Origin of the sequence: Streptomyces sp. AK08-02, assembly GCF_033795085.1 — a bacterium.
GTDB lineage: Bacteria > Actinomycetota > Actinomycetes > Streptomycetales > Streptomycetaceae > Streptomyces > Streptomyces echiniscabiei.
On the sequence record NZ_JARAZV010000001.1, the window covers coordinates 206,826 to 228,517 of the forward strand.

The 21,692-nt window shown below is 70.8% G+C and carries 20 protein-coding genes; 4 read left to right on the forward strand and 16 right to left on the reverse strand.

The genetic code is table 11. The features are described from left to right. Positions 1-27 precede the first annotated feature (27 nt). From PV734_RS00870 to PV734_RS00920, 11 genes are all read right to left on the reverse strand, one after another. Positions 28-1,032: a class I SAM-dependent methyltransferase gene (locus PV734_RS00870; protein ID WP_319288502.1), complete on the reverse strand. Its 1,005-nt coding sequence runs from the start codon at positions 1,030-1,032 to the stop codon at positions 28-30. Then, on the reverse strand, positions 1,026-1,703 hold the full coding sequence (locus tag PV734_RS00875) for a class I SAM-dependent methyltransferase (protein WP_319091536.1): 678 nt from the start codon (positions 1,701-1,703) through the stop codon (positions 1,026-1,028). The genes PV734_RS00870 and PV734_RS00875 overlap by 7 nt, the downstream gene beginning before the upstream one ends. A 131-nt stretch (positions 1,704-1,834) precedes the next feature. Next, positions 1,835-2,632 (reverse strand): glycosyltransferase family 2 protein, encoded by a 798-nt coding sequence (locus PV734_RS00880; protein ID WP_319288503.1) that lies wholly within the window; start codon positions 2,630-2,632, stop codon positions 1,835-1,837. Further along, the gene (locus PV734_RS00885) at positions 2,629-3,771 is read right to left on the reverse strand and encodes a hypothetical protein (protein WP_319091538.1); all 1,143 of its coding nucleotides are present in this window, start codon (positions 3,769-3,771) and stop codon (positions 2,629-2,631) included. Before PV734_RS00885 ends, PV734_RS00880 begins: the two co-directional genes overlap by 4 nt. 5 nt (positions 3,772-3,776) lie before the next feature. Next, entirely contained in the window at positions 3,777-5,327 is a 1,551-nt protein-coding gene (locus tag PV734_RS00890; RefSeq protein WP_319288504.1) for an oligosaccharide flippase family protein, read from the reverse strand. After that, the gene (locus tag PV734_RS00895; protein ID WP_319091540.1) at positions 5,290-6,168 is read right to left on the reverse strand and encodes a chain length determinant protein; all 879 of its coding nucleotides are present in this window, start codon (positions 6,166-6,168) and stop codon (positions 5,290-5,292) included. The genes PV734_RS00890 and PV734_RS00895 overlap by 38 nt, the downstream gene beginning before the upstream one ends. Before the next feature lie 51 nt (positions 6,169-6,219). Beyond that, positions 6,220-7,353 (reverse strand): non-hydrolyzing UDP-N-acetylglucosamine 2-epimerase, encoded by a 1,134-nt coding sequence (gene wecB, locus PV734_RS00900; RefSeq protein WP_319288505.1) that lies wholly within the window; start codon positions 7,351-7,353, stop codon positions 6,220-6,222. A gap of 3 nt (positions 7,354-7,356) precedes the next feature. After that, a complete protein-coding gene (locus tag PV734_RS00905) occupies positions 7,357-8,616 on the reverse strand; it encodes a nucleotide sugar dehydrogenase (protein WP_319091542.1) in 1,260 nt (419 codons plus the stop codon). Continuing rightward, positions 8,616-9,386: a WecB/TagA/CpsF family glycosyltransferase gene (locus PV734_RS00910; RefSeq protein ID WP_319091543.1), complete on the reverse strand. Its 771-nt coding sequence runs from the start codon at positions 9,384-9,386 to the stop codon at positions 8,616-8,618. The genes PV734_RS00905 and PV734_RS00910 overlap by 1 nt, the downstream gene beginning before the upstream one ends. After that, entirely contained in the window at positions 9,383-10,549 is a 1,167-nt protein-coding gene (locus PV734_RS00915) for a hypothetical protein (RefSeq protein WP_319091544.1), read from the reverse strand. Before PV734_RS00915 ends, PV734_RS00910 begins: the two co-directional genes overlap by 4 nt. A 332-nt stretch (positions 10,550-10,881) precedes the next feature. Then, entirely contained in the window at positions 10,882-11,481 is a 600-nt protein-coding gene (locus tag PV734_RS00920; RefSeq protein WP_319091545.1) for an acyltransferase, read from the reverse strand. A 306-nt stretch (positions 11,482-11,787) separates the two neighbouring features. Here PV734_RS00920 and PV734_RS00925 point away from each other — a divergent pair, with 306 nt between their 5' ends. Both PV734_RS00925 and PV734_RS00930 read left to right on the forward strand, forming a co-directional pair. After that, positions 11,788-12,894, forward strand: a complete 1,107-nt coding sequence (locus PV734_RS00925; RefSeq protein ID WP_319091546.1) for an NAD(P)/FAD-dependent oxidoreductase — start codon at positions 11,788-11,790, stop codon at positions 12,892-12,894. Between the two features lie 187 nt (positions 12,895-13,081). Next, on the forward strand, positions 13,082-14,482 hold the full coding sequence (locus PV734_RS00930) for a cytochrome P450 (protein ID WP_319091547.1): 1,401 nt from the start codon (positions 13,082-13,084) through the stop codon (positions 14,480-14,482). A gap of 394 nt (positions 14,483-14,876) precedes the next feature. Here PV734_RS00930 and PV734_RS00935 read toward each other — a convergent pair whose 3' ends face one another. Genes PV734_RS00935 through PV734_RS00955 form a run of 5 tightly spaced genes read right to left on the reverse strand, consistent with a single transcriptional unit; the run spans position 14,877 to position 19,863 of the window. Continuing rightward, positions 14,877-15,758 (reverse strand): SDR family oxidoreductase, encoded by an 882-nt coding sequence (locus tag PV734_RS00935; protein WP_319091548.1) that lies wholly within the window; start codon positions 15,756-15,758, stop codon positions 14,877-14,879. After that, positions 15,755-16,804: an acyl-CoA dehydrogenase family protein gene (locus PV734_RS00940; protein WP_319288506.1), complete on the reverse strand. Its 1,050-nt coding sequence runs from the start codon at positions 16,802-16,804 to the stop codon at positions 15,755-15,757. Before PV734_RS00940 ends, PV734_RS00935 begins: the two co-directional genes overlap by 4 nt. 9 nt (positions 16,805-16,813) lie before the next feature. Next, a complete protein-coding gene (locus PV734_RS00945) occupies positions 16,814-17,944 on the reverse strand; it encodes an acyl-CoA dehydrogenase family protein (RefSeq protein ID WP_319288507.1) in 1,131 nt (376 codons plus the stop codon). A gap of 3 nt (positions 17,945-17,947) precedes the next feature. Next, complete coding sequence (locus PV734_RS00950; protein ID WP_319091551.1) at positions 17,948-18,724, reverse strand: enoyl-CoA hydratase family protein; 777 nt, start codon at positions 18,722-18,724, stop codon at positions 17,948-17,950. A gap of 47 nt (positions 18,725-18,771) precedes the next feature. After that, positions 18,772-19,863 carry an NAD(P)H-dependent flavin oxidoreductase gene (locus PV734_RS00955; protein WP_319091552.1) on the reverse strand — a complete coding sequence of 364 codons (1,092 nt, stop codon included), beginning with the start codon at positions 19,861-19,863 and terminating at the stop codon, positions 18,772-18,774. A 147-nt stretch (positions 19,864-20,010) separates the two neighbouring features. Here PV734_RS00955 and PV734_RS00960 point away from each other — a divergent pair, with 147 nt between their 5' ends. Continuing rightward, a complete protein-coding gene (locus tag PV734_RS00960) occupies positions 20,011-20,889 on the forward strand; it encodes a CoA transferase subunit A (RefSeq protein WP_319288508.1) in 879 nt (292 codons plus the stop codon). Beyond that, positions 20,886-21,650, forward strand: a complete 765-nt coding sequence (locus PV734_RS00965) for a CoA-transferase subunit beta (RefSeq protein ID WP_319288509.1) — start codon at positions 20,886-20,888, stop codon at positions 21,648-21,650. Before PV734_RS00960 ends, PV734_RS00965 begins: the two co-directional genes overlap by 4 nt. The last annotated feature ends 42 nt before the right edge of the window (positions 21,651-21,692 follow it).

Here is a 21,692-nt window from a genome sequence, read left to right on the forward strand (position 1 = left end):
ACGACGCCGCCGCAGAAGTCCGACAACCTATAGCGGCAACCTCCTTGGCTGGCCAGCCCTCCGTGGCCGACACACCATGGCCACGAAATCGTGCCCCACATCAGAAAGCACCGCGTCCTCCGCGGCAAAGCACCGTTCCAGCAGCGCCAGCGTCTCAGGCTGCTGGTCACGGAAGTTGTGTGCGATCCCCGAGAACGCGATGTGCAACACCGTGCCCCCGTACGGTCGTTCCTCGACGACGTCGAACTCGCGCCGCAGGCACGGCAGCAGCGCCGCCGCGTCCACCGCCTCCGAGGGGTCGTCCAGCACCATCGACAGCCTGCTGGGCCGCACGACCCGGCGCTTGATCCGGCCGTCGGCCTGGCGCCGCCGCTCCTCGGGGAGCTGGGCCAACATGACGTTCGCCGCATCCAGTTGACCGTCGGTCCACTGGAACCGGGTGGGGCCCACGAACTCGTCGATCACGAACATGCCGTCGGGTTCGATGAGTTGGGCAAGCCTCGGCAGGCCGGCGTCGAGGTCGTCGAAATGGTGCAGGGACTGGAGGCCGAGGAGTACGTCGAAGCGTTCCCCGTCGGCGGTCATCCGGTTGACGTCGGTGACCCGGAAGCGCAGGACGTCGGCGAGGCCGTGCTCGGCGGCGGCGCGGGTGGCGAAGGCGATGCGCTCGGGCGCCACGTCCACGCCCGCCAGAAGGGAGAAGGCGCCGGTCCTCGCCCAGAGAAGCTCATTGCCGCCGGTGCCGCACCCGAGCGACAGGCCGCGAAGATCGGTGCGGGGCGCGAAGTGCTCGGCGGCCACGTACTCGGGAAAGGAGGTGTCGGGATCGCCGGTCATCAGCAGGTTCCAGCGTTTGACGACCGCCGGTATCGCCCACCATTCGGTCAGCGACGGGTCGACCTGGGACCAGTGCCGCACCACCCGCGCGCCGCCCCGCACCCGTAACTTGGCGAGTACCGGGTCGAGTTCCAGTCGCCGTACCTTGCGCAGTAACCGGTCCGCGTCATGTCTGTTGATCAGGTTGTTCAGCATACGGGCTCCGTTCTGACGGCTATGAGTGACTTCGGGGCACCGAGCACCCGCTCGCTGAGCAGCACCGACCTGGGGAACAGGTAACGCATTTCGGTGCGGGTCAGCAGCTCGATGTTGATCACCGCGTCCATCGCCGACTCCGGGCTGTCGGGGCGGCTGTGGACGAGCGGCCAGCGCCGCACGAGACGGGCCCTCGCGGCCAGCGGCAGGAACTGGAAGCCGGGCGCCACGAAGTGGGGCTCGACGGGGAAGTAGCGGTACGGCGTCTGGATCCAGTGCAGCGGCGCCAGGGACTCCACGGCCGAGACGAACTTGCGGCGCTGGCTGTGGCCGCCCACGTGCTCGATGGTCGAGTTGGAGAACACCAGGTCGTAACCGCCGTTGGCGCTCAGCTCGGCGGCGACCGTCTCGTCGGTGACGTCGGCGACCTCCGCGGTGATCCAGTCCGGGAGTTCGGCGGGGTGTTCCTCCAGGTTGATCAGGTGGACGTGCTTCGCGCGCACCGGTGCGCGCAGCCACATCTCGGCCGTCCCGCCCAGGTCGAGGACGCTCATGTTCTCGATGCCGGGGAAGCAGCGCCGGAACCGCTCCCAGCGGGCGACGCGCATGCGTTCGCCCAGCGAGCCGGGCGCGTCGACGAACTTGTTCCTGAGGGCGCGGGAGCGGGGCATGGGATCAACCACCTGTGTTCGGAACGGGAGAGGAGCAACCGTCGAGGGAGCAACGGTCGGCGGAGCAACGGTCGGTGGAGCAGTGGCCGACGCGGCGATGGTCGGAGCAGCAGGGCCGGTTCATCCCGCTGTCACCACTGGGTGTAGAAGCTGGCCGGGTTCACCAGGTAGCGGACGGTGGGATGCGGTACATGGAGCACCCGGTGCCCACGCGCGTACCGGTGGATCAGCTCCCAGTCCTCGCGGGGCATCACCTCCGGTGTCCGGCGCAGCCGGCTGAAGCGCAGGGAGCGATCGCGCCGGGCGACGAAGGCGTTGGTGTCCAGGAAGGACTCGCGGGCCGCCCTGCGCCGGTCGTAGGGCACCGACAGGACGTCCTTCTCGCTGCCGTCGGGCAGGACGCGGCGCAGTGCCGTGTAGACGCCGTCGGGCCCGCCCGGGGAGTCCAGGACCGCCAGCGCCCGTTCCAGGTGGTCGGGTTCCCAGAGGTTGTCGTCGTCGAGGAACGCCACGTACCGCGAGCGGCTGAGGCGGATACCCACATTGCGCACGACTCCCGCGACCCCGGTGTTGGCTGCCAGGGAGACGGCGAACAGCCTTGGATCGTCGGGGAGTTCGGCCAGGCCGGCGCCGTCGTCGACCACGATGACGACCTGGTCGGACACGGTCTGGTCCAGAGCCGAGCGGACCGCGGCACGCAGCGCCTCGGGGCGTCGGTGGGTGGCGATCACCGTGGCGACGAGCGCCGAGGGCGGCGACGGCAGGCCGGCGGCCAGCCGCCGGGTCTCGGCGTCCTCGATCCGGCGCAGCCGCACCGCGGTGGGGGCCAGCAGGACCTTGTTCCGCACCTCGAAGAGCACCAGCCAGCCGAACAACGACTTGAGCAGGGTCCAGGGCGCCCGTGCGACCGCGCGCACCACCCCGCTCACGACGACGGCTCCGGCTTCACCAGGCGGCCGTCGGACATCCGGTTGTTGCTCCACACGTTCCCGGCGCCGCCCGCGTTCCAGTGGGCGACCACGCCGTAGCCGCCGGATCCGGGGTGGTACTCCGTCGAGAAGATGTTGTCGGTGACCCTGATTCCGGTGGCGCCGGTGTCACCGCCGTACAGAGCGTACGCGCCGCCGGCTATCCAGTTGTCGTCCACGGTGACGTTGCGGACCACCCCGGTGTCGGCGAAGAGGCCGATGCTGCCCGAGGCACCCTGCTTGAGGCTGGTCGGGTTCAGCAGGGTGTTGTGGCGGATGATCAGGTGCCCGGTGTTGCCGCCGCCGCTGATCACCGCGTTGGTGTGCTGCCACTCGCCGCCCAGGTTGATGAACGGCTCGATGTCGTGCACGTAGTTGTCGTGCAGGTTCCCCTGCCCCATGGACAGGGCGTCCCCGAACACCGAGACGTCGCACCAGCCGACCTCGATGGAGCTGACCCCCATGTTCGACACCGCGTAGTCCACGCCGCCGTTGTCCGGACCCTTGCCGGGTACGGCCGTGATCGTGGAGTGCAGCACCTTCAGGCCGCTGTATCCGGGGCGCAGGTTGATGCCCCACCAACTGTCCGAGGTGATCTTGGTGTCGATGACGGTGACGTTGTTCGCGTAGATGTCGAGCGTGCCGGTGATGTCCCAGCCCCGGATGACGAGCCCGTCGGTACGGATCGCCCAGTAGCCGCTCTTCTTGGGCTTGAGGGCGACGCGCGGACCGGTCGTGTCGGCGTCGGGGAAGCCGCAGGCGCCGGGCGAGGCGCAGTTGGTCCTGGCCGCGGGTGCGCCGGGCGCGCTGGTGGCACCCGTCGTCGCCTCGGGCTTCTTCGTCGCGGTGGGCGCCTTGGTCGGTGTGGGCTTCACCGTCGGGGACGGCGAGGCGGTGGGACTGCTCGTCGCCTCGCCGACCGTGGCCGACGGATCCGGGCTCGGTGACGCCGAGGACCGGTTCGTACCGCAGGTCGGCCCGTCCTTCGCGCAGTCCTGCGACACGGACCGGTCCGATCCCGAGCAGGCCGAGCCCAGGACCGCCAGCAGGGCCGCGAGCAGCAGTCCCATGAGCGAGTTCCGGCTGATGCGCCGTGACATCGGGTTCACCTCATGTCCTTCTGGGGGTGCCGGACGGGTGCGGGGGACCGGTGCCGGCCGCGGTGGGGCCGGTCGCCGCGGCCGACGCCGCGCAGGAAGTCCCGGCTGGGCAGGACGCACAGCGTGTAACCGGCCAGGGCGATCGCGCTGATGGCGAGAAGGGCGAGCTGCCCGTCGCCGAGCAGGGGCTGCAGACCGAGGACGATCCCGGCCATCACGGCCCCGCCGAAGAAGGGCCACGCACAGGCGGCGGCGACCCGGCCGAAACCGATGCCGCCACGGCGGAGGGCGACCAGGAACACGGGCACCACCAGGCCGCCTGCGACCAGGACATGGGCCTGTGAGACGCCCACGATGCCGTGGAGCCTGGCGGCGACGAGCAGTACCGGGACCAGCGCCGCCAGCCACAGACCCTGCACCAGGAAGAGCGACCGGCGCTGGCCGATCGCGACCAGACAGTCGTAGGCGAGTTCGCTGCCGATGCGGATCAGGCCGAGGACCATCAGCCAGGGCAGCGCCGCGGCGGCGGGGGCCCACCGGTCTCCGTAGATCGTCACGATGGCCGGCTCCGCGAGGCAGGCGAGCAGGACGCAGAGCGGGACGGTGCCGGTGATCACCACACCCAGCGCGCGGCTGAAGCCCTGGGCCAGCGCCTGCGGCGAGTCCGCCAGCCGGGAGAAGCCGGCGAAGGAGACCCGGCGGGCGGCCTCGGAGATGATCCGTACCGGCCAGCCGGACATGTTGAAGGCGAGGACGTAGAAGCCCAGAGCCACGTTGCCCAGCGTCGCGCCCACCACCATGGTGTCGACGTTGACGACGGCGAGGGCCAGCATGCTCGCCCCCGCCAGCGGAAGCCCGAACCTGAGCAGCGCCCGGGCCTGGTCGGGGTCCCAGCCGAACTTCAGGGTGCCCGGAGCCGCCAGCCCGCAGCCGACCAGCGCCACGACGTTCCCCGCGACGGCTCCCCAGGCGAAGCTCATCGCGCCCCAGCCCTCGAAGGCCAGCAGCAGCGTCACCGCGGTGCTGGCCACGAAGTTGAGCCCGTCGATGACCATCCGCCTGCCCTGGGCGAACTCACGGGTGAGGAAGCCGGCCGGTACCTGTGCGATTCCGTCGATCACCACACACAGGCACATCACCCGAAGCACGCCCGCGGCGTCCGGCGAGCCGAGCAGGCCCGCCACCGTCGGTGCCGCCGCGAACAGCGCCACGTACAGCACACCGCTGGAGAGGGCGCTGAGGGTCAGCACGGTCGGCGCGAACCGCCGTGCGTCGCCCTCCCAGCGCACGATGGCCAGGCCCACGCCCAGCTCGTTCGCGGACAGCAGGACCAGCAGCACGGTCTGTGAGATGCCGTAGACCCCCCACTCCGCCGGCCCGAGGGCGAAGCGCGCCAGCAGGATGCCGGTCGCGAAGTTGCCCAGCCGCATCACGACGGTGTTGATAAGGCTCCAGCGCGCGGCGGACCGGACCTTTCCGCCCAGGGAGGCGGTGGCCGGAGCGGGGGTGTCGCTCGGTTCAGCGGTCTCGCTGTCCGGTGTGCGAACGCTGTCCATGAGTCGACTCCTCGTCGAGCGGCTCGGCGGCGGGTGCCACGACCGTGGCGGTCCGTCCCGTCCTCGGCTCCGCGGGGGGACTGTTCACGGCGGACCGGGCCCAGGCGGGCGGGGTCCGCAGGGCGATGGTCCGTTCCGCGGGCGACTCCTCGGCCGACGGCCGAGGAGCGGTGACACGGGAATCGGCCGCCGGTTCGGGGACTTCGGCCGGCTGCTCGGGCTCTTCCGACTGCACCTGCGGGCGCGGCCTGCGGCGTGCCTCCACGTAGAAGGAGGCGGCCAGGGTCAGGACCAGGCCTCCGGCGCCGGCCATGATCATGTATTCGAGCCTGGTCTTGGTCTGCGCCATCGGCGGCTGCGGGTCCACGATGGGCCACATACGAATCATGGCGTTCGGGGCGACCGACTGCTGTTCCTGGAACTGCTTGAGCCGGTCCCCCGCGTACTTGGTCAGGATGCGGTCCGAGGCCAGCACGGAGGCCTTGTCGGTGCCGGTGACCGTGAGCCACAGGAGCGGCCCCTGGGCGTTGTCGGCGATCTTGGCCTCGAACTTCCCCTTGGCACCACGGGACTTGAGGTCCCGGATCGACCCGTCGGAGTTGAGGTTGCGGGCCAGGCTGTCGGCCATTCCGGTCAGCGAGGTCTGGGTGCTGAGGAAGGGGTTGCCGTCATACGCGCGGGTGGCCTTCTCCGAGTTCATGAGCTGCACTGTGCTCTGCGACTGATAGGTGACCGGGACCACCACCACGACGGCGGCCACCAGACCGGCGGTCAGCAGCAGTCCGGGCAGCAGGACGTACCAGCGCCTGCGCATGACCCGGAAGATCTCAGCGAGATCCATGGTGGTCCCCCCTTGCGGCCAAATGTTCTACGAGCAAGTGTTTCAAGCGGATCATATGGGGAACGTTCGATCCTCGGCTCTCGGCAGGTCGGTCGGTCTCCGCCGCGTGTTCGCGGTGCCCCCCTCCAGCAGCACGTCCGCGATGCGTTCACTCGCGTGGCCGTCCCACAGTTCGGGTCTGCGCGGCGCGGGCGGAGCGTCCAGCACCCGGTTCACGGTGGACACGATCCGTGCCGGATCACGGCCCGCCAGCACATTGGTGCCCTGCTCGACGGTGATGGGCCGCTCGGTGTTGTCCCGCAGAGTCACACAGGGCACGCCCAGCGCGGTGGTCTCCTCCTGGATGCCACCGGAGTCGGTCAGCACAACGCGGGCGGAGTCCTGCAGGGCGATGAAGTCCAGGTATCCGGCGGGCGGTACGAGCCGGATGCCCCCGGGGACGCCGATCTCGGCCAGCCGCCGCGAAGCGCGCGGGTGCACGGGCAGCACCAGCGGAAGACGGCCGGCGATCTCCCCCAGAGCCTTGAGTAGCCCGGTAAGCACCTCCGGGTCGTCCACATTGGCCGGCCGGTGCAGGGTGACGAGGCCGTACTCGCCCTTGGTCAGGCCGTGTTCGTCCAGGACGGCCGAGGCTCTGGCCCGCTCCAGATTGGCCAGCAGGGTGTCGATCATGACGTTGCCGACCAGGTGGATCTGATCGTCCCGGTAGCCCTCCGCGCGCAGGTTCTCGGCGGCGTCGGGGGAGGGGGCCAGCAGATAGTCGCTGACCCGGTCGGTGGCTACCCGGTTGACCTCCTCCGGCATGCTCCAGTCGCGGCTGCGCAGCCCCGACTCGACGTGGGCGAGCAGCGGGCCGGCCTTCGCGGTGACCAGGGCGCAGGCCAGGGTGGAGTTGATGTCCCCGACCACCACGACGATGTCCGGGGACACCTCGTCGAGGAGCGGTTCGAACGCGGTCATGACGCGTCCGGTCTGCTCGGCGTGGCTGCCCGAGCCGACCCCGAGGAAGCGGTCGGGCGGGCGGATGCCGAGGTCGGAGAAGAACACGTCGTTCATGGCAGGGTCGTAGTGCTGACCGGTGTGGACGAGGACGACTTCGGCGCCCCGGCGTTCCAGGGCGTCCATCACCGGTTTGATCTTCATGTAGTTGGGGCGGGCCCCGGCGACGCAGACGATTCGCGGCATGGCTCAGAGCACCTCGATCGTGGGCCCCGACGACAGCCGGCGGCGGCAGTCGAGGACAAAGGGGGCGTGCTCGGTCACGAGGTCGTAGTCGAAGCTGTCGTGGTCGGTGAGCAGGACCACCACATCGGCGGCCGTCAGCTCGTCCGGGGTCAGTTCGACCCGTACCAGGCGACTGTCCACCGGCAGACTCTCGACCACGTGCGGGTCCGCTGCCCTGACCTGGGCCCCCATGTCGAGCAGCAGCTGGGAGATGCGCAGCGCCGGCGACTCGCGGGCGTCGCTGGTGTTCTTCTTGTACGCGAGACCGAGCAGCAGGATGCGCGAGCCGTTCACGGAACGACGTCTCTCGTTGAAGAGGTCGCTGATCCGGCGCGCCACGTACTCGGGCATGTGGTTGTTGATGTCGTTGGCCAGCTCCACGAAGCGGAAGCTCTGGCCGAGTTCACGCTGTACCCGCCAGGACAGGTACGAGGGGTCGATCGGCAGGCAGTGGCCACCGACACCCGGTCCGGGCGTGAACTTCATGAAACCGAACGGCTTGGTGGAGGCCGCGTCGATGGCCTGCCAGACGTCGATGTCCAGGTGGTGGGCGAACATCGCGATCTCGTTGACCAGCGCGATGTTCACATGCCGGAAGGTGTTCTCCAGGAGCTTGGCGAGTTCGGCCTCCTTGGGTGAACTGACCGGCACCGTGGTGTCGACGAGCTGCGCGTAGAAGTCCTGAACGGCCTTGAGTGAGGCCTCGTTGACCCCGGAGACGACCTTCGGGGTCTCCTTGAAGCCCCAGACCGCGTTTCCGGGGTCGATCCGCTCCGGGCTGTACCCGAGGTGGAAGTCGGCTCCCGCCGTCAGGCCCGAGCCGTCCTCCAGGATCGGCGCGAACAGCTCCTGGGTGGTGCCGGGGTAGGTAGTCGACTCCAGGACGACGGTGGCGCCGGGGCGCAGGTACCGGGCGAGGGTGACCGCCGACTCCCTGATGTAACGGAGGTCGGGAGTGCCCTCGTGCAGCGGGGTCGGCACGGTCACCACGGCGATGTCGAAACCGCCGCAGTCGCGGGCCGCTTCGCTCGGGCGGTACGAGCCGTTGTCCAGTGCCGCACGGATCCGCTCGGAGGACACGTCCTCGACGAACGACTCACCGGCGGCGAGGGTCTTGATCCGCCGGGAGTCGACGTCGTAGCCGATCACCTCGTGTCCGACCTCGGCGGCGCGGATGGCCAGCGGCAGGCCGACGTATCCCTGTCCGACCACGACGACGCGCATCAGTGGCTCCTGTTCGCGGTAGCGGGTGACGGAGTGGGCCGGAAGAACTCCCGCGCCGTCATGAGGACAAAGGCAGCATTGGTGGTGAGGTAGCGCCGGCCCAGTCGGCGCGGCTCCTGCAGCGCGCGGTAGAGCCACTCGACGCCCAGCCGCTGCCAGGCCTCGGGGGCGCGCTTGGTGATCCCCGCGAGGATGTCGAAGGAGCCGCCGACGCCGTGCACGACGCGGGCGCCGGTGCGTTCGCCGTATGCGGCGGTGAAGATCTCCTTCTTCGGCGAGGTCATGCCGAGGAACAGCATCTGGGCGCCGCTGTCGGCGATCGCGCCGGCGATGGCTTCCTGCTGGGAGTCGTCGAAGTAGCCGTTCCGGCTGCCGGCCACCTTCAGGCCGGGGAAGCGGTCGGCCACCCGGCGCAGCATCTCCTCCAGCACCTCTTCCTTGGCGCCGAGGAAGTACACGGAGATACCCGCCGACTCGGCCTCGGTCAGCAGCCGCAGGAACAGGTCGATACCGGCGACCCGTTCGGGCAGCGGGGCGCGCAGCACCCGGCCGGCCCAGACGACGGCCTGTCCGTCGGCGACGACGAGATCGCAGCCGGACACGGCGTCGGCGAGCCGCTGGTCGCGCCGCATGTTCACCAGCTTCGCGGCGTTGACGACGCCGATCTCCAGCTGTCTGCCGTCACGGACGGCTTCGAGGCAGCGCTCGACGGTCTCGTCCATGGTCAGCGGGTCCAGCTCGACCCCGAACAGGGTCCGGCGCTCGCTCATATTCGTCTCCCCAGCCAGGCGTGGAGCATCCAGCCGAATTCGTACGGCCGGCATTCGCGGTCCACGGAGACGGGCTGGTACACCCGGTCCAGGGCCTTGAGCCGGAGGTTCGGAGCGACTCGGGTGCCGAGTCCTCGGGCGGCGCGCACCGCCTTCTTCGGGTCACCCCGGTAGACCTTGCGCCAGGTGACGCCGAGTTCGTCGAGGATCATCGGCTCCGCGTTCCCGGCGGCCAGTTCGGGTACGTCCGTCATCCAGCGCAGGCCCTTGCGGATCGCCGCGCCGAAGTCGCTGCCGCCGGCGTCGGTCAGATCGAACAGAGCGGTCGGCGCCATCGCGTGCTGGTGGACGCTGTAGACCGGGTAACCCTCCACGACACCGCCGGTGCGCGCGTCGTAGTGCCACCACCACTGCCCGCCGTCGCCCTGCAGTTCGCAGATACGGGCCGCGCACGCCTCGGAGGCGGCCAGTGCCTCCGGATCGCCGGCACCGTCGCCGCTCGCGTGTGCGCGGGCCAGGGCCTGGAGCGGGTACGTCTGGTCGGCGAAGCAGCTCACATGCGACCGGTACCACGGCACCAGGCCGGGCCCGGTGGCGTGGGGGAACAGCGGACTGTCCCCGATGCGGGCCCGCAGAAGGCGGTCCCGAGCTGCGGAGAAACGTCTCTCCACATCCATCGTCTGCCGAGCCGCGGCGAGCGCCGACAGCACCCACGCCGCCTCGACGGTGTACTGCGGCCGACTCTCGTCGTCCAGGGCGTCCAGCCGAGCGAGGGCGTCGGACAGCTTGGGGTGGTCGGTCTCGGCGGCGGCCCAGGCGATCAGCGCCGCGTCACCGAGGTTGGTCACCGTGGGCAGTGACTGGACGAGCAGTCCCGTGAACTCCTGGGCCGTGTGCCCGCCGAGCACCGCGCGCTGGCGGTCCTCGGGAAGGAACTGGGCGCCCAGCACGGTGATGGCCGCGTACCGGGTGCTGGTCCCGCGCCGCTCCAGGGTCCAGGAACCGCCGGGGGTTTCCCGCCCGGCCATGGTGAAGACGAAGGCCTCGCCGCCGGGAAGAAGCATCGACGGCAGTCCCGCCTCGGCGACGCTGAGGAGGCGCTGGGCCAGCGCGAGCAGCGGCGGTTCCTCACGACCGAGCGCTGCCAGACGTGTTGTGGTCATGGTTTGGGCACACCAACCCCCCTGTGGGTCCTGTGGTGAACAGACTGGTGATCGCCGCGGCGCAGCTGGGCGCGCGACGGAAGCAAACGACGGACAACGGACGTCGGACGCCGGAGACTCGGACGCCAGGCGTCAGAAATCAGGCGTCATGCGTCAGAAATCAGCCATGCGGCGGCGGAGCGGTTGTCGCTCCTCGCTTTTGGCACAGGCGTATCCACCCGGTAACCCCCCCTGGGCACTGGTCAGTGTGCTCATTGTGCTTGCTCTGCATACTTCGCACACATGTTATGCCTGTAGATGTTCGAAGATTTGCGATTTGTGAGACTGAAAAGTTACGCGCGCTCGACGAGTTCGCCGTCCTTCTCGTCGAACAGCGCGCCCGTTTCGGGGCACTCCCACACGCCCGGCTCGCCTTCCCGCTCGCCGAGTCGTACGCCGGCCCGGCCGACCCAGCCGATCCTTCGCGCCGGTACGCCGACCACGAGCGCGAAGTCGGGCACGTCCCGGGTCACCACGGCGCCCGCCGCGACCAGCGCCCAGCGGCCGATGCGCACCGGCGCCACACACACCGAACGTGCTCCCAGGGAAGCCCCCTCGTCGACGACCACCGCGACGGCCTCCCAGTCGCCACCGCGCTTCAGCCGGCCCTCCGGGTCCACCGAGCGCGGGAAGTAGTCGTTGGTGAAGACCGCCGCCGGGCCGACGAACACCCCGTCGCCGAGCACCGCCGGCTCGTAGACCAGCGCGTAGTTCTGGAGCTTCACGTTGTCGCCGATCCGCACCCCCGGGCCGACATACGCTCCCCGGCCCACGATGCACCCGGTGCCCAGCCGGGCGTCCTCCCGTATCTGGGCCAGATCCCAGACCGTCGTCCCGTCGCCGATCGTGGCCGTCTCGTCGACCTGGGCGGTCGGCTGGATCCTGGAGCTCACCTGGTTGAACCTTTCTGCTCACTGGGCAACAGCAGCGCCTTCACGGGGTCACCATACTTACGCCGGACCGGCGGGCAAGGGGGGCCGTCACCGGGCCGTCATCCGGCCGGGAACGCCCCGTTCGCCACCAGGCGCGGCGTGTTCGCGGGGGCGGCGCGAGGGCGGTCGTCCCGGCCGTCACTTCACGGAATGCGCACCGAAGTTCATCGACTCTTTAAGTTTCAAGAGCTAGGCTCGGCCTCAGTCGAGTGGCCGACGGCCCCCACGTCCCGGCGCTCGCTCCCCCACAGGCACAGGAGACTCGGCGTGCACGACGGCGACGTAGTGGTGATCGGCGGCGGCTATGCGGGCGTACGGCTGGCGCGACGACTGGACGAGACGGCGCGGGTCACGCTGGTGGACCGCAAGGAGGTCTTTTTCCACCGTATCGCCTCTCTGCGGGCGGGAGTGCACCCCGCGTGGACGGTCACTCCGTTCATCCCGTACGACCGACTGCTGAGCAACGGCCGGATGGTCGTGGGCAAGGCGGTCCGTATCGACACCGTCGAGCGGCACGTGGTGCTGGCATCCGGCGAGCGCCTTCCGTACGACGTGGTGGTGATCGCCACCGGCGCCGACTACCCGGAACCGGCCCGGTTCACCGGCACCACCGTCGAGGAGGCGGCCCAGTCGTTCGCCCAGCACCAGCGGAACATCGCCGCCGCGGATCATCTCCTCGTCGTCGGTGGCGGGCCCTCCGGCGTCGAACTCGCCGCCGAGATCCGTCTGGCCCGGCCCGACGCCCGGGTCACCCTCGCCCACTCGGGGCAGGCGCTGCTGCATGCCACGGGCAGCGAACGCGCCGGGAAGCGGGCCCGCGCCTGGCTGGAGTCCCATGACGTGGAGGTCCGGCTCGACTCCTTCATGTCGCCGGGCAACGACTTCGGCACCTATCGCGACGCCCACGGTCAGATCATCGAGGCCGACCGCTCCTTCTGGGCCACGGGTACCACCCCCAACACGTTCTGGCTGCGCATGGCCGGCCACAGCGACTGGCTGAACGACGCCGGTCATGTGAGGGTCGACCGCACGCTCCGGGTCCAGGGATGGCCGGACGTGTTCGCGGTGGGCGACGTGAACGACGTGAGCGAACTCAAGATCACCCCTGTCGCACTCGCCCAGGCGGACCTCGCCGTACACAACATCCGTGCCTACCTCCAGAGTTCGGGCAGGCATCGCAGGCGTCCGCGCTTCTACCGTCCGATCCACCGCACCCCGCTCGTGGTGCCGTTCGGCCCCGCCGACGGAGTGACCATGGTGCCCGTGCCCGGCGGTGAGACCGCTGTCCTCGGGGGCCGTACCGCCACCCTGGCCAAGGCCAAGACCCTCCTGACCCCCTACATGCGGCGCCAGCTCGGATACTCGGCGGCCTGAAAGCCGGGCGTGGAGGCAGTGTGGAGGCCTCGCGGAGGCCATGTGGAAGCCGCCTTCGGCGGGCTCGTACCTGTGAGTCGCGCCCCCGTTGTTACTCCGCCGTACGCCCTGCGGTAGGGTCCCCACCGTTTCCAACTACCGGCTGAACGTGAGCCGGTACGGGGAGTGTTGGAGGGGCGGCGCGCAGATGAAATCCCAGTGGGGCGACGGCGGATCCGTGGACCTGGACGAGACACGGCTGGAGGAGATGACCCCTGAACCGCTGTTGACCAGGGACTACGAAACGCGTCCCGCGCTCGTGTACGAACGACTGCGGCAGCGGCACGGCCCGGTCGCACCGGTCGATCTGCTGGGCGTGCCCGCCTGGCTGGTCCTGGGCTACAAGGAGTCGCTCCAGGTACTGCAGGACGACGACGGATGGCCCAAGGGACTCGAGAGGTGGCGGGCCCGCTCGGAGGGCAGAGTGCCGTCCGACTGGCCGCTCGGACCGTCTCTTGAGGTCAACCATGTGCTGATCCAGGGCGGCCCCGGCTACCGGCCGTTGCGGGCCGCATGGGACGTGGCGCTGAAACCGTTCCAGGATCCGGCCCACCCGCAGGCGAAGCGGCTCAAGAGGGCCGTCACCGAATACGCCGACGAACTGATCAGCCTGATGGGCCAGGGCGGTGGTACGGGCCTGGCGGATCTGTCAGCCCAGTTCTCCCGGCCTCTTCCGCTCATGGTCGCCAGCCGTCTGCTGGGCTTCCCCGGCTCGCAGGGCGACGACGCCCTGATGGACATGTGGCGGGTACTGGACGCCGGCCCGGACGCGGAACCCGCCCTGGAACGGCTGCTCGCGACACTGGCCGAACTCGCGGCGGTGAAACTGGACAAGCCCGGGGACGACTTCCCCTCGTACCTGATAGCCGCGCACCCGGGGCTCTCGGTCGACGAACTGGCCCGCGAGCTGTTCATGCTGCTGGGCATGACCTCCGACCATGTCGGCATCCTCGTCTCCAACACGGTGGTCGAGGTCATCTCCGGCGAGGGCGGAGTACGGGCCAGCCTGTCCGCCGGGATGGTCCGGGAGACCATGAACCGGGTCGTCATGCGTAAACCGCCGCTGGTCAACTTCGTGCCCCGCTTCGCGGCCAGGGACACCGTGCTGGGCAACTACACGATCCGGGCGGGCGACCCGGTGTGGGTCTCCTCCGCCGCCGCGCACGCCGACCCCCTCTTCGCCGAGAACGTCTGCCCGAGCACCACGGTCAGCACCCGGGCACACCTGTCCTGGGGCGCCGGACCGCGCCAGTGCCCGGCCCGCGAACTTGCGTCGACGGTGGCGTCGGTCGGAGTGGGCCGGCTGTTCGAACGGTTCTCCCATCTGGACCTCGCCCTCCCCGTCGACCAACTGCCGTGGCGCTCCTCGCCGTTCATGCGCGGGCTGCGGTCGCTGCCCGTCCGCTACGAACTCGCCCCGGTGCCCGAGCGGCGGTTGGCGTACGACTCGGCGGGCCCGTCGGCCGAGACGGAACTCCCGGACCCGTCGGCACGGCAGCGTTCGTCGCTGTGGCGCTATCTGACGGGGCTGATCCGCACTGGCCGCTGACGCGGCCACTCCCTCCGGCCGCGCTGTGGGGGCGCCGTGGTTCGGCATGCCCCCGGCACGGCCGCCGGGCCACCAGCGGCGGGCCGAGTGGGGACGCCGGTCCGGTCTGCCTGGCGACGTGGGAGGGGCCGGGCCGAACTCTCCGCACGCGCCGGCCCCCGCCGACCGGCGGGTGGTGGCTCGGCGGCCGGGTGTTCGGGCCCGCGCTGTCCGTGGGCTGCGTGCTCAGGTGCCGTACACCGGTGTGGGTGAGGGCGCTTCGGTGGGCAGTGGGCGTATCGCCGGGTGGTTTTCGGCGGTTTTCCTGTTCTCGGCGGGGGCCGTCCTTCCCCGCACGCCGGCGGGTGGTGGCTCGGCGGCCGGGTGTTCGGGCCCGAGTATCCCCAGGCCGCGTTCAGGCGCCGTACACCGGTGCCGGCAGGGGCGCTTCGGTGAGCAGCGCGTGTACCGCCGGGCCGATCTCGGTGGGAGTCCAGCGCCGGTCGCGCACCCGCTGGGGGCCGTGCTGCCAGCCGTCGGCGACGCCGATCGTGCCGCCCTCGACCTCGAAGACGCGGCCGGTGACATCGCCCGACCCGGCCGAGGCCAGCCACACCACCAGCGGCGAGACGTTGCCTGGGTGCGGGGCGTCGAAGCCGGACTCCGGTGCCCGCATCTGCTCGGCGAACGCCTCGACGGCCTCGGTCATCGGGGTGCGGGCGGAGGGCGCGATCGCGTTCACGGTGACGCCGTACCGGGCCAGTTCGGCGGCGGCGATCACGGTGAGCGCCGCGATCCCCGCCTTCGCGGCGCCGTAGTTGCCCTGGCCGACGCTGCCCAACAGCCCAGCGCCGGAACTGGTGTTGACGATCCTGGCGTCGACTGGCCGGCCCTGCTTGCTCATCTCCCGCCAGTACGCGGCAGCGTGCCGCAGCGGTGCCGCATGCCCCTTGAGGTCGACCTTCAGGACCAGGTCCCAGTCCGCCTCCGTCATGGACACCAGCATCCGGTCGCGGTTGATGCCCGCGTTGTTCACCAGCGCGTGCAGTCCGCCGAACTCGTCGACCGCCCGCCCGATGAGCCGCTCCGCGTAACCCCAGTCGCTGACGTCGCCCAGGTCGGCGACAGCCTTGCCCCCGGCGGCCCCGATCTCCTCGGCCACGGCTTTCGCGGCCTCGCCCAGGTCGTTGACCACGACCAGTGCTCCCTCGGCCGCCAGGGCGAGGGCGTGCTCACGACCCAGGCCCTGCCCCCCTCCGGTGACGACGACGACCCGGTCCCGACAGATACCGCTCATGTTGCCGCTCCTTCACCGACGATGCCGGCCGTCCCGGCGAGTCCCAGCCGCCGCGCGATGAACTCCCGGTGCTCCGCGGGCCCGCCCCAGTCCGCGGCCAGGGCCCAGGCCCGCTTGGCGTACAGATGGAGGTCGTACTCAGTGGTGTACCCGATGGCGCCGTGGCACTGGATCGCCGTACGGGCTGCCTTCCTGGCGGCCTCCGAGGCGAGCACCTTCGCCATCGACGTCCGTACGGCGGCCTCCGGATCCCGGGCCGCCTGGGCCCAACCCGCCGCGAGGACCGCCGGCCGGGCGAACCGCACCGCCAGCTCCACATCGGCCAGGGCGTGTTTGACCGCCTGGAACGAACCGACCGGCACACCGAACTGCTGTCGCTCCCGGACATGCGCCACAGTCAGTTCGAGCATCCGCCCGGCGAGTCCGACCAGCAGGGCGGCCGTGGCCAGTACCCCGCGCCGGTGGGCGATCGCCAACTCGGCGGGCCCCTCGGCCAGCACCAGCCCACCGCCCGCCGGGACGCGGACCCGGGCCGACTGCCGCGAGCCGTCGACCGATCCGACGGGCTCGGTCTCCACCTCGCCGCGCGTGTACAGGCGCAGCCGGTCCTTGTCCGCTACGGCGATCAACTCGGCGCGTGCGGCGAAGGGGACCGGAGCATCGGGTGTGAAGGACACCGTGAGCAGGCTCGATCCGTCGATGACGGACGGGAGCTGGGGCGCTCCCGCGGCGGCGAGCAGGGGGGCGCCCACGGCCACCGTCTCGGCGGCGGGAACCGGCAGGCCGGCGCGGCCCAGGGCCTCCATCAGGGGCGGGAGCGCGTTCTCGTCGAGACCGAGGCCGAGATCGCCGGAGCTCCCGGCGGTCTCAGGGATCAGGGCGCCGATGACACCGACCCCGGCCAGGGTGCGCCACACGACGTCGACACTTTCGGCGCGTCCACCGGGCCACCCGGCCCGGATCTGCTCGGTACCGGCCTGCTTGGCCAGCACCTCACCGGCGGCCTCGGCGAGAGCCGCGTCCCGTTCGGTTACGGCGAAACGCATCGCCTACGGTCACCTCCTCGGCAGGCCGAGCAGCCGCTCGGCGACGATGTTGCGCTGGATCTCGTTCGTCCCGGCGTAGATGGGGCCCGCCAGCGAGAAGAGGAAACCCCGGCTCCAGGGCCCGTCGACCTCGGCCTCGGAACCGAGCAGGTCGGCGGCCGTCTCGTGCAGGGCGATGTCGAGCTGGGACCAGAACAGCTTGTTCAGGCTGGACTCGGCGCCGACCTGCCGGCCCTCGACGATCGAGGTCACCTGTTCCAGGGTGAACAACTCATAGGCCTGGGCCTCGATCCACGACTGAACGACCCGGTCCCGATGCGCCCCGGGCCCGGTCGCCCGCGCGAGATCGAGCAGTCGGTCGGCGGTGTGCAGAAAGCGGCCGGGGGAGCGCAGAGTCAGCCCGCGCTCGGATCCGGTCGTCGCCATAGCCACCCGCCAGCCCTCCCCGACCCCGCCGAGCACATCGGCGTCCGGCACGAGGACGCCGTCTAGGAAGACCTCGGCGAACCCCTCGTCGCCGTCGAGGCGTTCGAAGCCGCGGACGGTCACACCGGGTGCGTCCAGGGAGACGAGGAAGTAGGTGAGGCCGCGGTGGCGCTCCGCCGCCGGGTCCGTGCGGAAGAGGCCGAACAGGTGTGTGCAGAAGGCGCCGCGAGTCGTCCAGGTCTTCTGGCCGGTCAGCCGCCAGCCCCCGGCCTCCTCGTCGCGGACCGCCCGGCTGCGGATACCGGCGAGGTCGCTGCCCGCGCCCGGCTCGGACCAGCCCTGCGCCCACAGGTCCTGGGCGGCGGCCATCCTCGGCAGAACGCGCCGCTGCTGCTCCTCCGTACCGAACGCGAACACCGTCGGGGCCAGCAGGAAGATGCCGTTCTGGGTGACCCGGGCGGGCGCCCCGGCCCGGTAGTACTCGTCCTCGAACACCAGCCACTGCCACAGCGACGCGTCCCGCCCGCCGTACGCCTCGGGCCAGGACACGACCGACCAGCGGGCCTCGAACAGCGTGCGCTCCCACTCCAGATGGGCGGCGAACCCCGCACGGGTGTCACCGGAGGGCAGCGGACTCCTGGGCACGTTCGCCGCGAGCCACTCCCGGGCCTCCCGCCGGAACGCCTCCTCCTCGGGACTCCAGGTGAGATCCACCGCTCACCCCTTCCCGTCCGTACGGCCGTTCGCACGACCGCCGAAGGTGTCGCGGACCTCGGCGGCGACACCCGAGAGGTTGATCTCGAAGGTGAAGCCCTGTTCGTAGCGGTAACTGCGCTTGACGTCCCACAGGTCGATGCCGTTGAAGGCCTCCTTGGCGGCCCGGATCACCGTCGGGTTCTTCCCGGCGATCTCGGCGGCGACCTCCAGGGCCCGGCCCCGCAGTCCGACGGCCGGGACGACGTCCAGCACCGAACCGAAGGCGTGCAGTTCGGCGGCGGACGCGGTCGCGCAGGTGTACATCATGGCGCGGGCCCTGTGCTGGGGGACCAGCCGGGACAGGTGGGTGGCCGCGCCCAGCGCACCCCGGTCCACCTCGGGCAGCCCGAAGTACGCGTCGTCCGCCGCGACGATCACGTCCGAGTTGCCGACCAGCCCGATACCGCCGCCCAGACAGAAGCCCTGGACCGCGGTGACGACCGGCACCGCACAGTCGTAGACCGCTGCGAACGCGGCGAAGCAGCCCCGGTTCACCCCGATGACGGCCGCGTGGCTGGTGTCGGCCTGCAACTCCTTGACGTCCACACCGGCGTTGAAACCGCGCCCCTCGGCACGCAGCAGCACCACCCGCACATCCGGGTCGCGGCCGAGCCGTTCGACCGTCTCCGCCAGCTGATACCAGCCCGCCACCGGCAGGGCGTTGACCGGCGGGCAGTCGACGACGACCTCGGCGATGCCACGCGCGTCGACGGTTGCTGTGATGATTTCCGTGCCCATGGGACCTCCTGTGTCGCGGGGCCGGATCGCGGGGCGGCCGTCCGGGGTCACCGTTTCGCTCCGGCCGTGGTCAGGCGGGTGAGGACGGCGTCGGCCTCCGCGATGATGCGTTCGACGAGTTCGGCGCAGCTGGGCAGGTCGTCGATCACGCCCGTGACCTGGCCGGAGGCGAGGGTGCCGAGGTCCGTCCTGCCGTCGACCATGGCGGCGCGCAGCATCATCGGGGTGTTCGCCGCCATGACGACCTGGGACCAGCCCAGTTCATGGCTGCGGCGCATCGCCAGTCCCTCGCGGACCAGGTCGGACCAGGGGGTGCCGGAGACCTTCCGGAACGCGACGGCGTGCCGCAGCGAACGGACGAGTCTCGCGGGCGCCCGTTCCCTCAGCAGCCGTTCCACCGCCTCGGTCCGCAGTACGCGCTGGGGGATGCCGTCGAGGACCGGGGTGACGACGGTGTCGGCGACGCCCCGCGCGAGGTACTCGGCCTTGACCGAGTCGCGCACGGTGCTGTCGCTGGTCAGCAGGAACCGGGTGCCCATCGCGATGCCGACGGCGCCCTGGGCGAGCGCGGCCACCAGCCCCCGTCCGTCGCGGAACCCGCCGGCCGCGATGACCGGGATGTCGACGGCGTCCACGACCTGCGGGAGCAGGATCGAGGTGGGTACGCCCCCGGTGTGGCCGCCGCCCTCACCGCCCTGGACGACGACGGCGTCCACACCCCACGCCTGGACCTTCTCTGCGTGACGGCGGGCCCCGACGGACGGGATGACCACGAGCCCGGAGTCCTTCAGCTCGCGCACGACGCGTTCGTTGGGCGCGAGGGCGAAGGACGCGATCTTCACGCCCTCGCGCACCAGGAGGGCGCCGCGCTCCAGGACGTCGGGGGCGTCGCCGCGCATGTTCACACCGAACGGCGCGTCCGTGCGCTCCCGGACGGCACGGACGGCGTCCCGGGTCTCGTCGAGGGAGAGCGTCGCACTGGCCAGGATGCCGAGCCCGCCTGCCGCCGCGGTGGCGGCCGTCAGTTCCGGACCGGAGACATACCCCATGCCGGTCTGCACGATCGGGTGACGGACGCCGACCAGGTCGCACAGCGCGGTGTGCAGGGCGGGATGGACGGGGGCAGTGGGGGCGCTCATACCGGGGCTCCTTCTCGCGCCGCTCGCCGGGGCGGGGACGAATCCTCGGGCCCGGCTTCCGAGGGGGTTGTCGGTCGAGCCAACGTAACCTAACAATTGTTTGCTAGGTAAGACTCCGTATGGGTGAGAGCGTGGGAGGAACGGTCCATGGGTGACAAGTCGATGTCCCTGGAGGACTTCGTCGGCACCGTCGAGTCGGGCATGACGATCGGTATCGGCGGCTGGGGATCGCGGCGCAAACCGATGGCGCTGGTGCGTGAACTCCTGCGCGCCGACGTGCGCGATCTGACCGTCGTCTCGTTCGGCGGTCCGGACGTGGGGCTGTTGTGCGCGGCGGGCAGGGTCCGCAAGCTCGTCTACGGCTTCGTCTCGCTGGACAGCATCGCCCTCGACCCGCACTTCCGCGCCGTACGGGAACGGGGCGACGTGGAGACCGCCGAGTACGACGAGGGCATGTTCGTCACCGGGCTGCGGGCCGCCGCGAGCCGGCTGTCCTTCCTGCCCACCCGCGCGGGCCTGGGCTCCGACGTCCTCACGATGAACCCCGACCTGGTGACGATCGCCTCCCCGTACGACGACGATGAGTACGTCGCGATGAAGGCGCTGCGACTGGATGTGGCCCTGGTGCACGTCAACCGCGCCGACCGCGCGGGCAACGCCCAGTACCTGGGCCCCGATCCGTACTTCGACGACCTGTTCGCGATGGCGGCCGACCGCTGCTATGTGAGCGCCGAGCGGATCGTCGCCCCGGAGGACCTGCTCGCCTCCGGGCCCGCACAGTCACTGTTGATCAGCCGTCTCTTCGTCAACGGTGTCATCGAGGCGCCCCGCGGTGCCCACTTCACCTCCTGCGATCCCGACTACGGGCGGGACGAGGCGTTCCAGGCGCACTACGCGTCGGCGGCGCGGGACGCCGACTCCTGGAAGCTGTTCCGCAAGACGTTCCTCGACGGCGACGAACAGGCGTACCAGGAGGCGGTGGCGGAGTTCCACGCCCACCGCGCGGGACAGGAGGAGGGGCGATGACGGAGATCACCCGGGCCGAGGTGTGTGCCGTCGCCTGCGCGGACGCGTGGCGCGGGGCCGGAGAGGTGCTGGCGCACACGGCCGGGGTGCTGCCCTCGATCGGAGCGCGTCTCGCCCGGCTGACGACCAGCCCGGACCTGGTGCTGACCGACGGCGAGGCCTACTTCATGAGCGACCCCCCGCCGCTTGGGCGGACCGCCGCCGACGGGGGTGTGGTCGAGGGCTGGGTGCCGTACCGGCGGGTCTTCGACATCGTCGCCAGTGGCCGCAGGCAGAGCATGATGGGCGCCAGCCAGATCGACCGGTACGGGAACCAGAACATCTCCCTGATCGGAGACTGGCGTCGCCCCACGCGGCAGCTCATCGGCGTGCGCGGCGCTCCGGGCAACACGGCCAACCACCGCACCGACTACTGGGTGGCCCGGCACACCCCGAAGGTCTTCGTCGAGAAGGTCGACGTGGTCTGCGGGGTGGGCAACGACCGTGCGCGCGGCGCCAAAGGGCTGAGGTTCCACGACCTGGGCGTGGTCGTCACCAACCTCGCGGTCCTCGACTACGGGGACGACGGCCGGCTGCGCGTGCGCTCCCTGCATCCCGGCGTCACCGCGGAGGAGGTCCACGCCGGCACCGGCTTCGAGATCGACGCGACCGGCGCCCCCGAGACCCGCCTGCCCGACGAGACCGAGCTGCGGCTCGTCCGTGAGGTGATCGACCCGCGCGGTCTGCGTGAACGCGAGGTGAGCCGGGGCACCGGGTCGTAGGACCCGGCATCCCGGCTCGTCATCGGGACCGAAAGTCGGTCA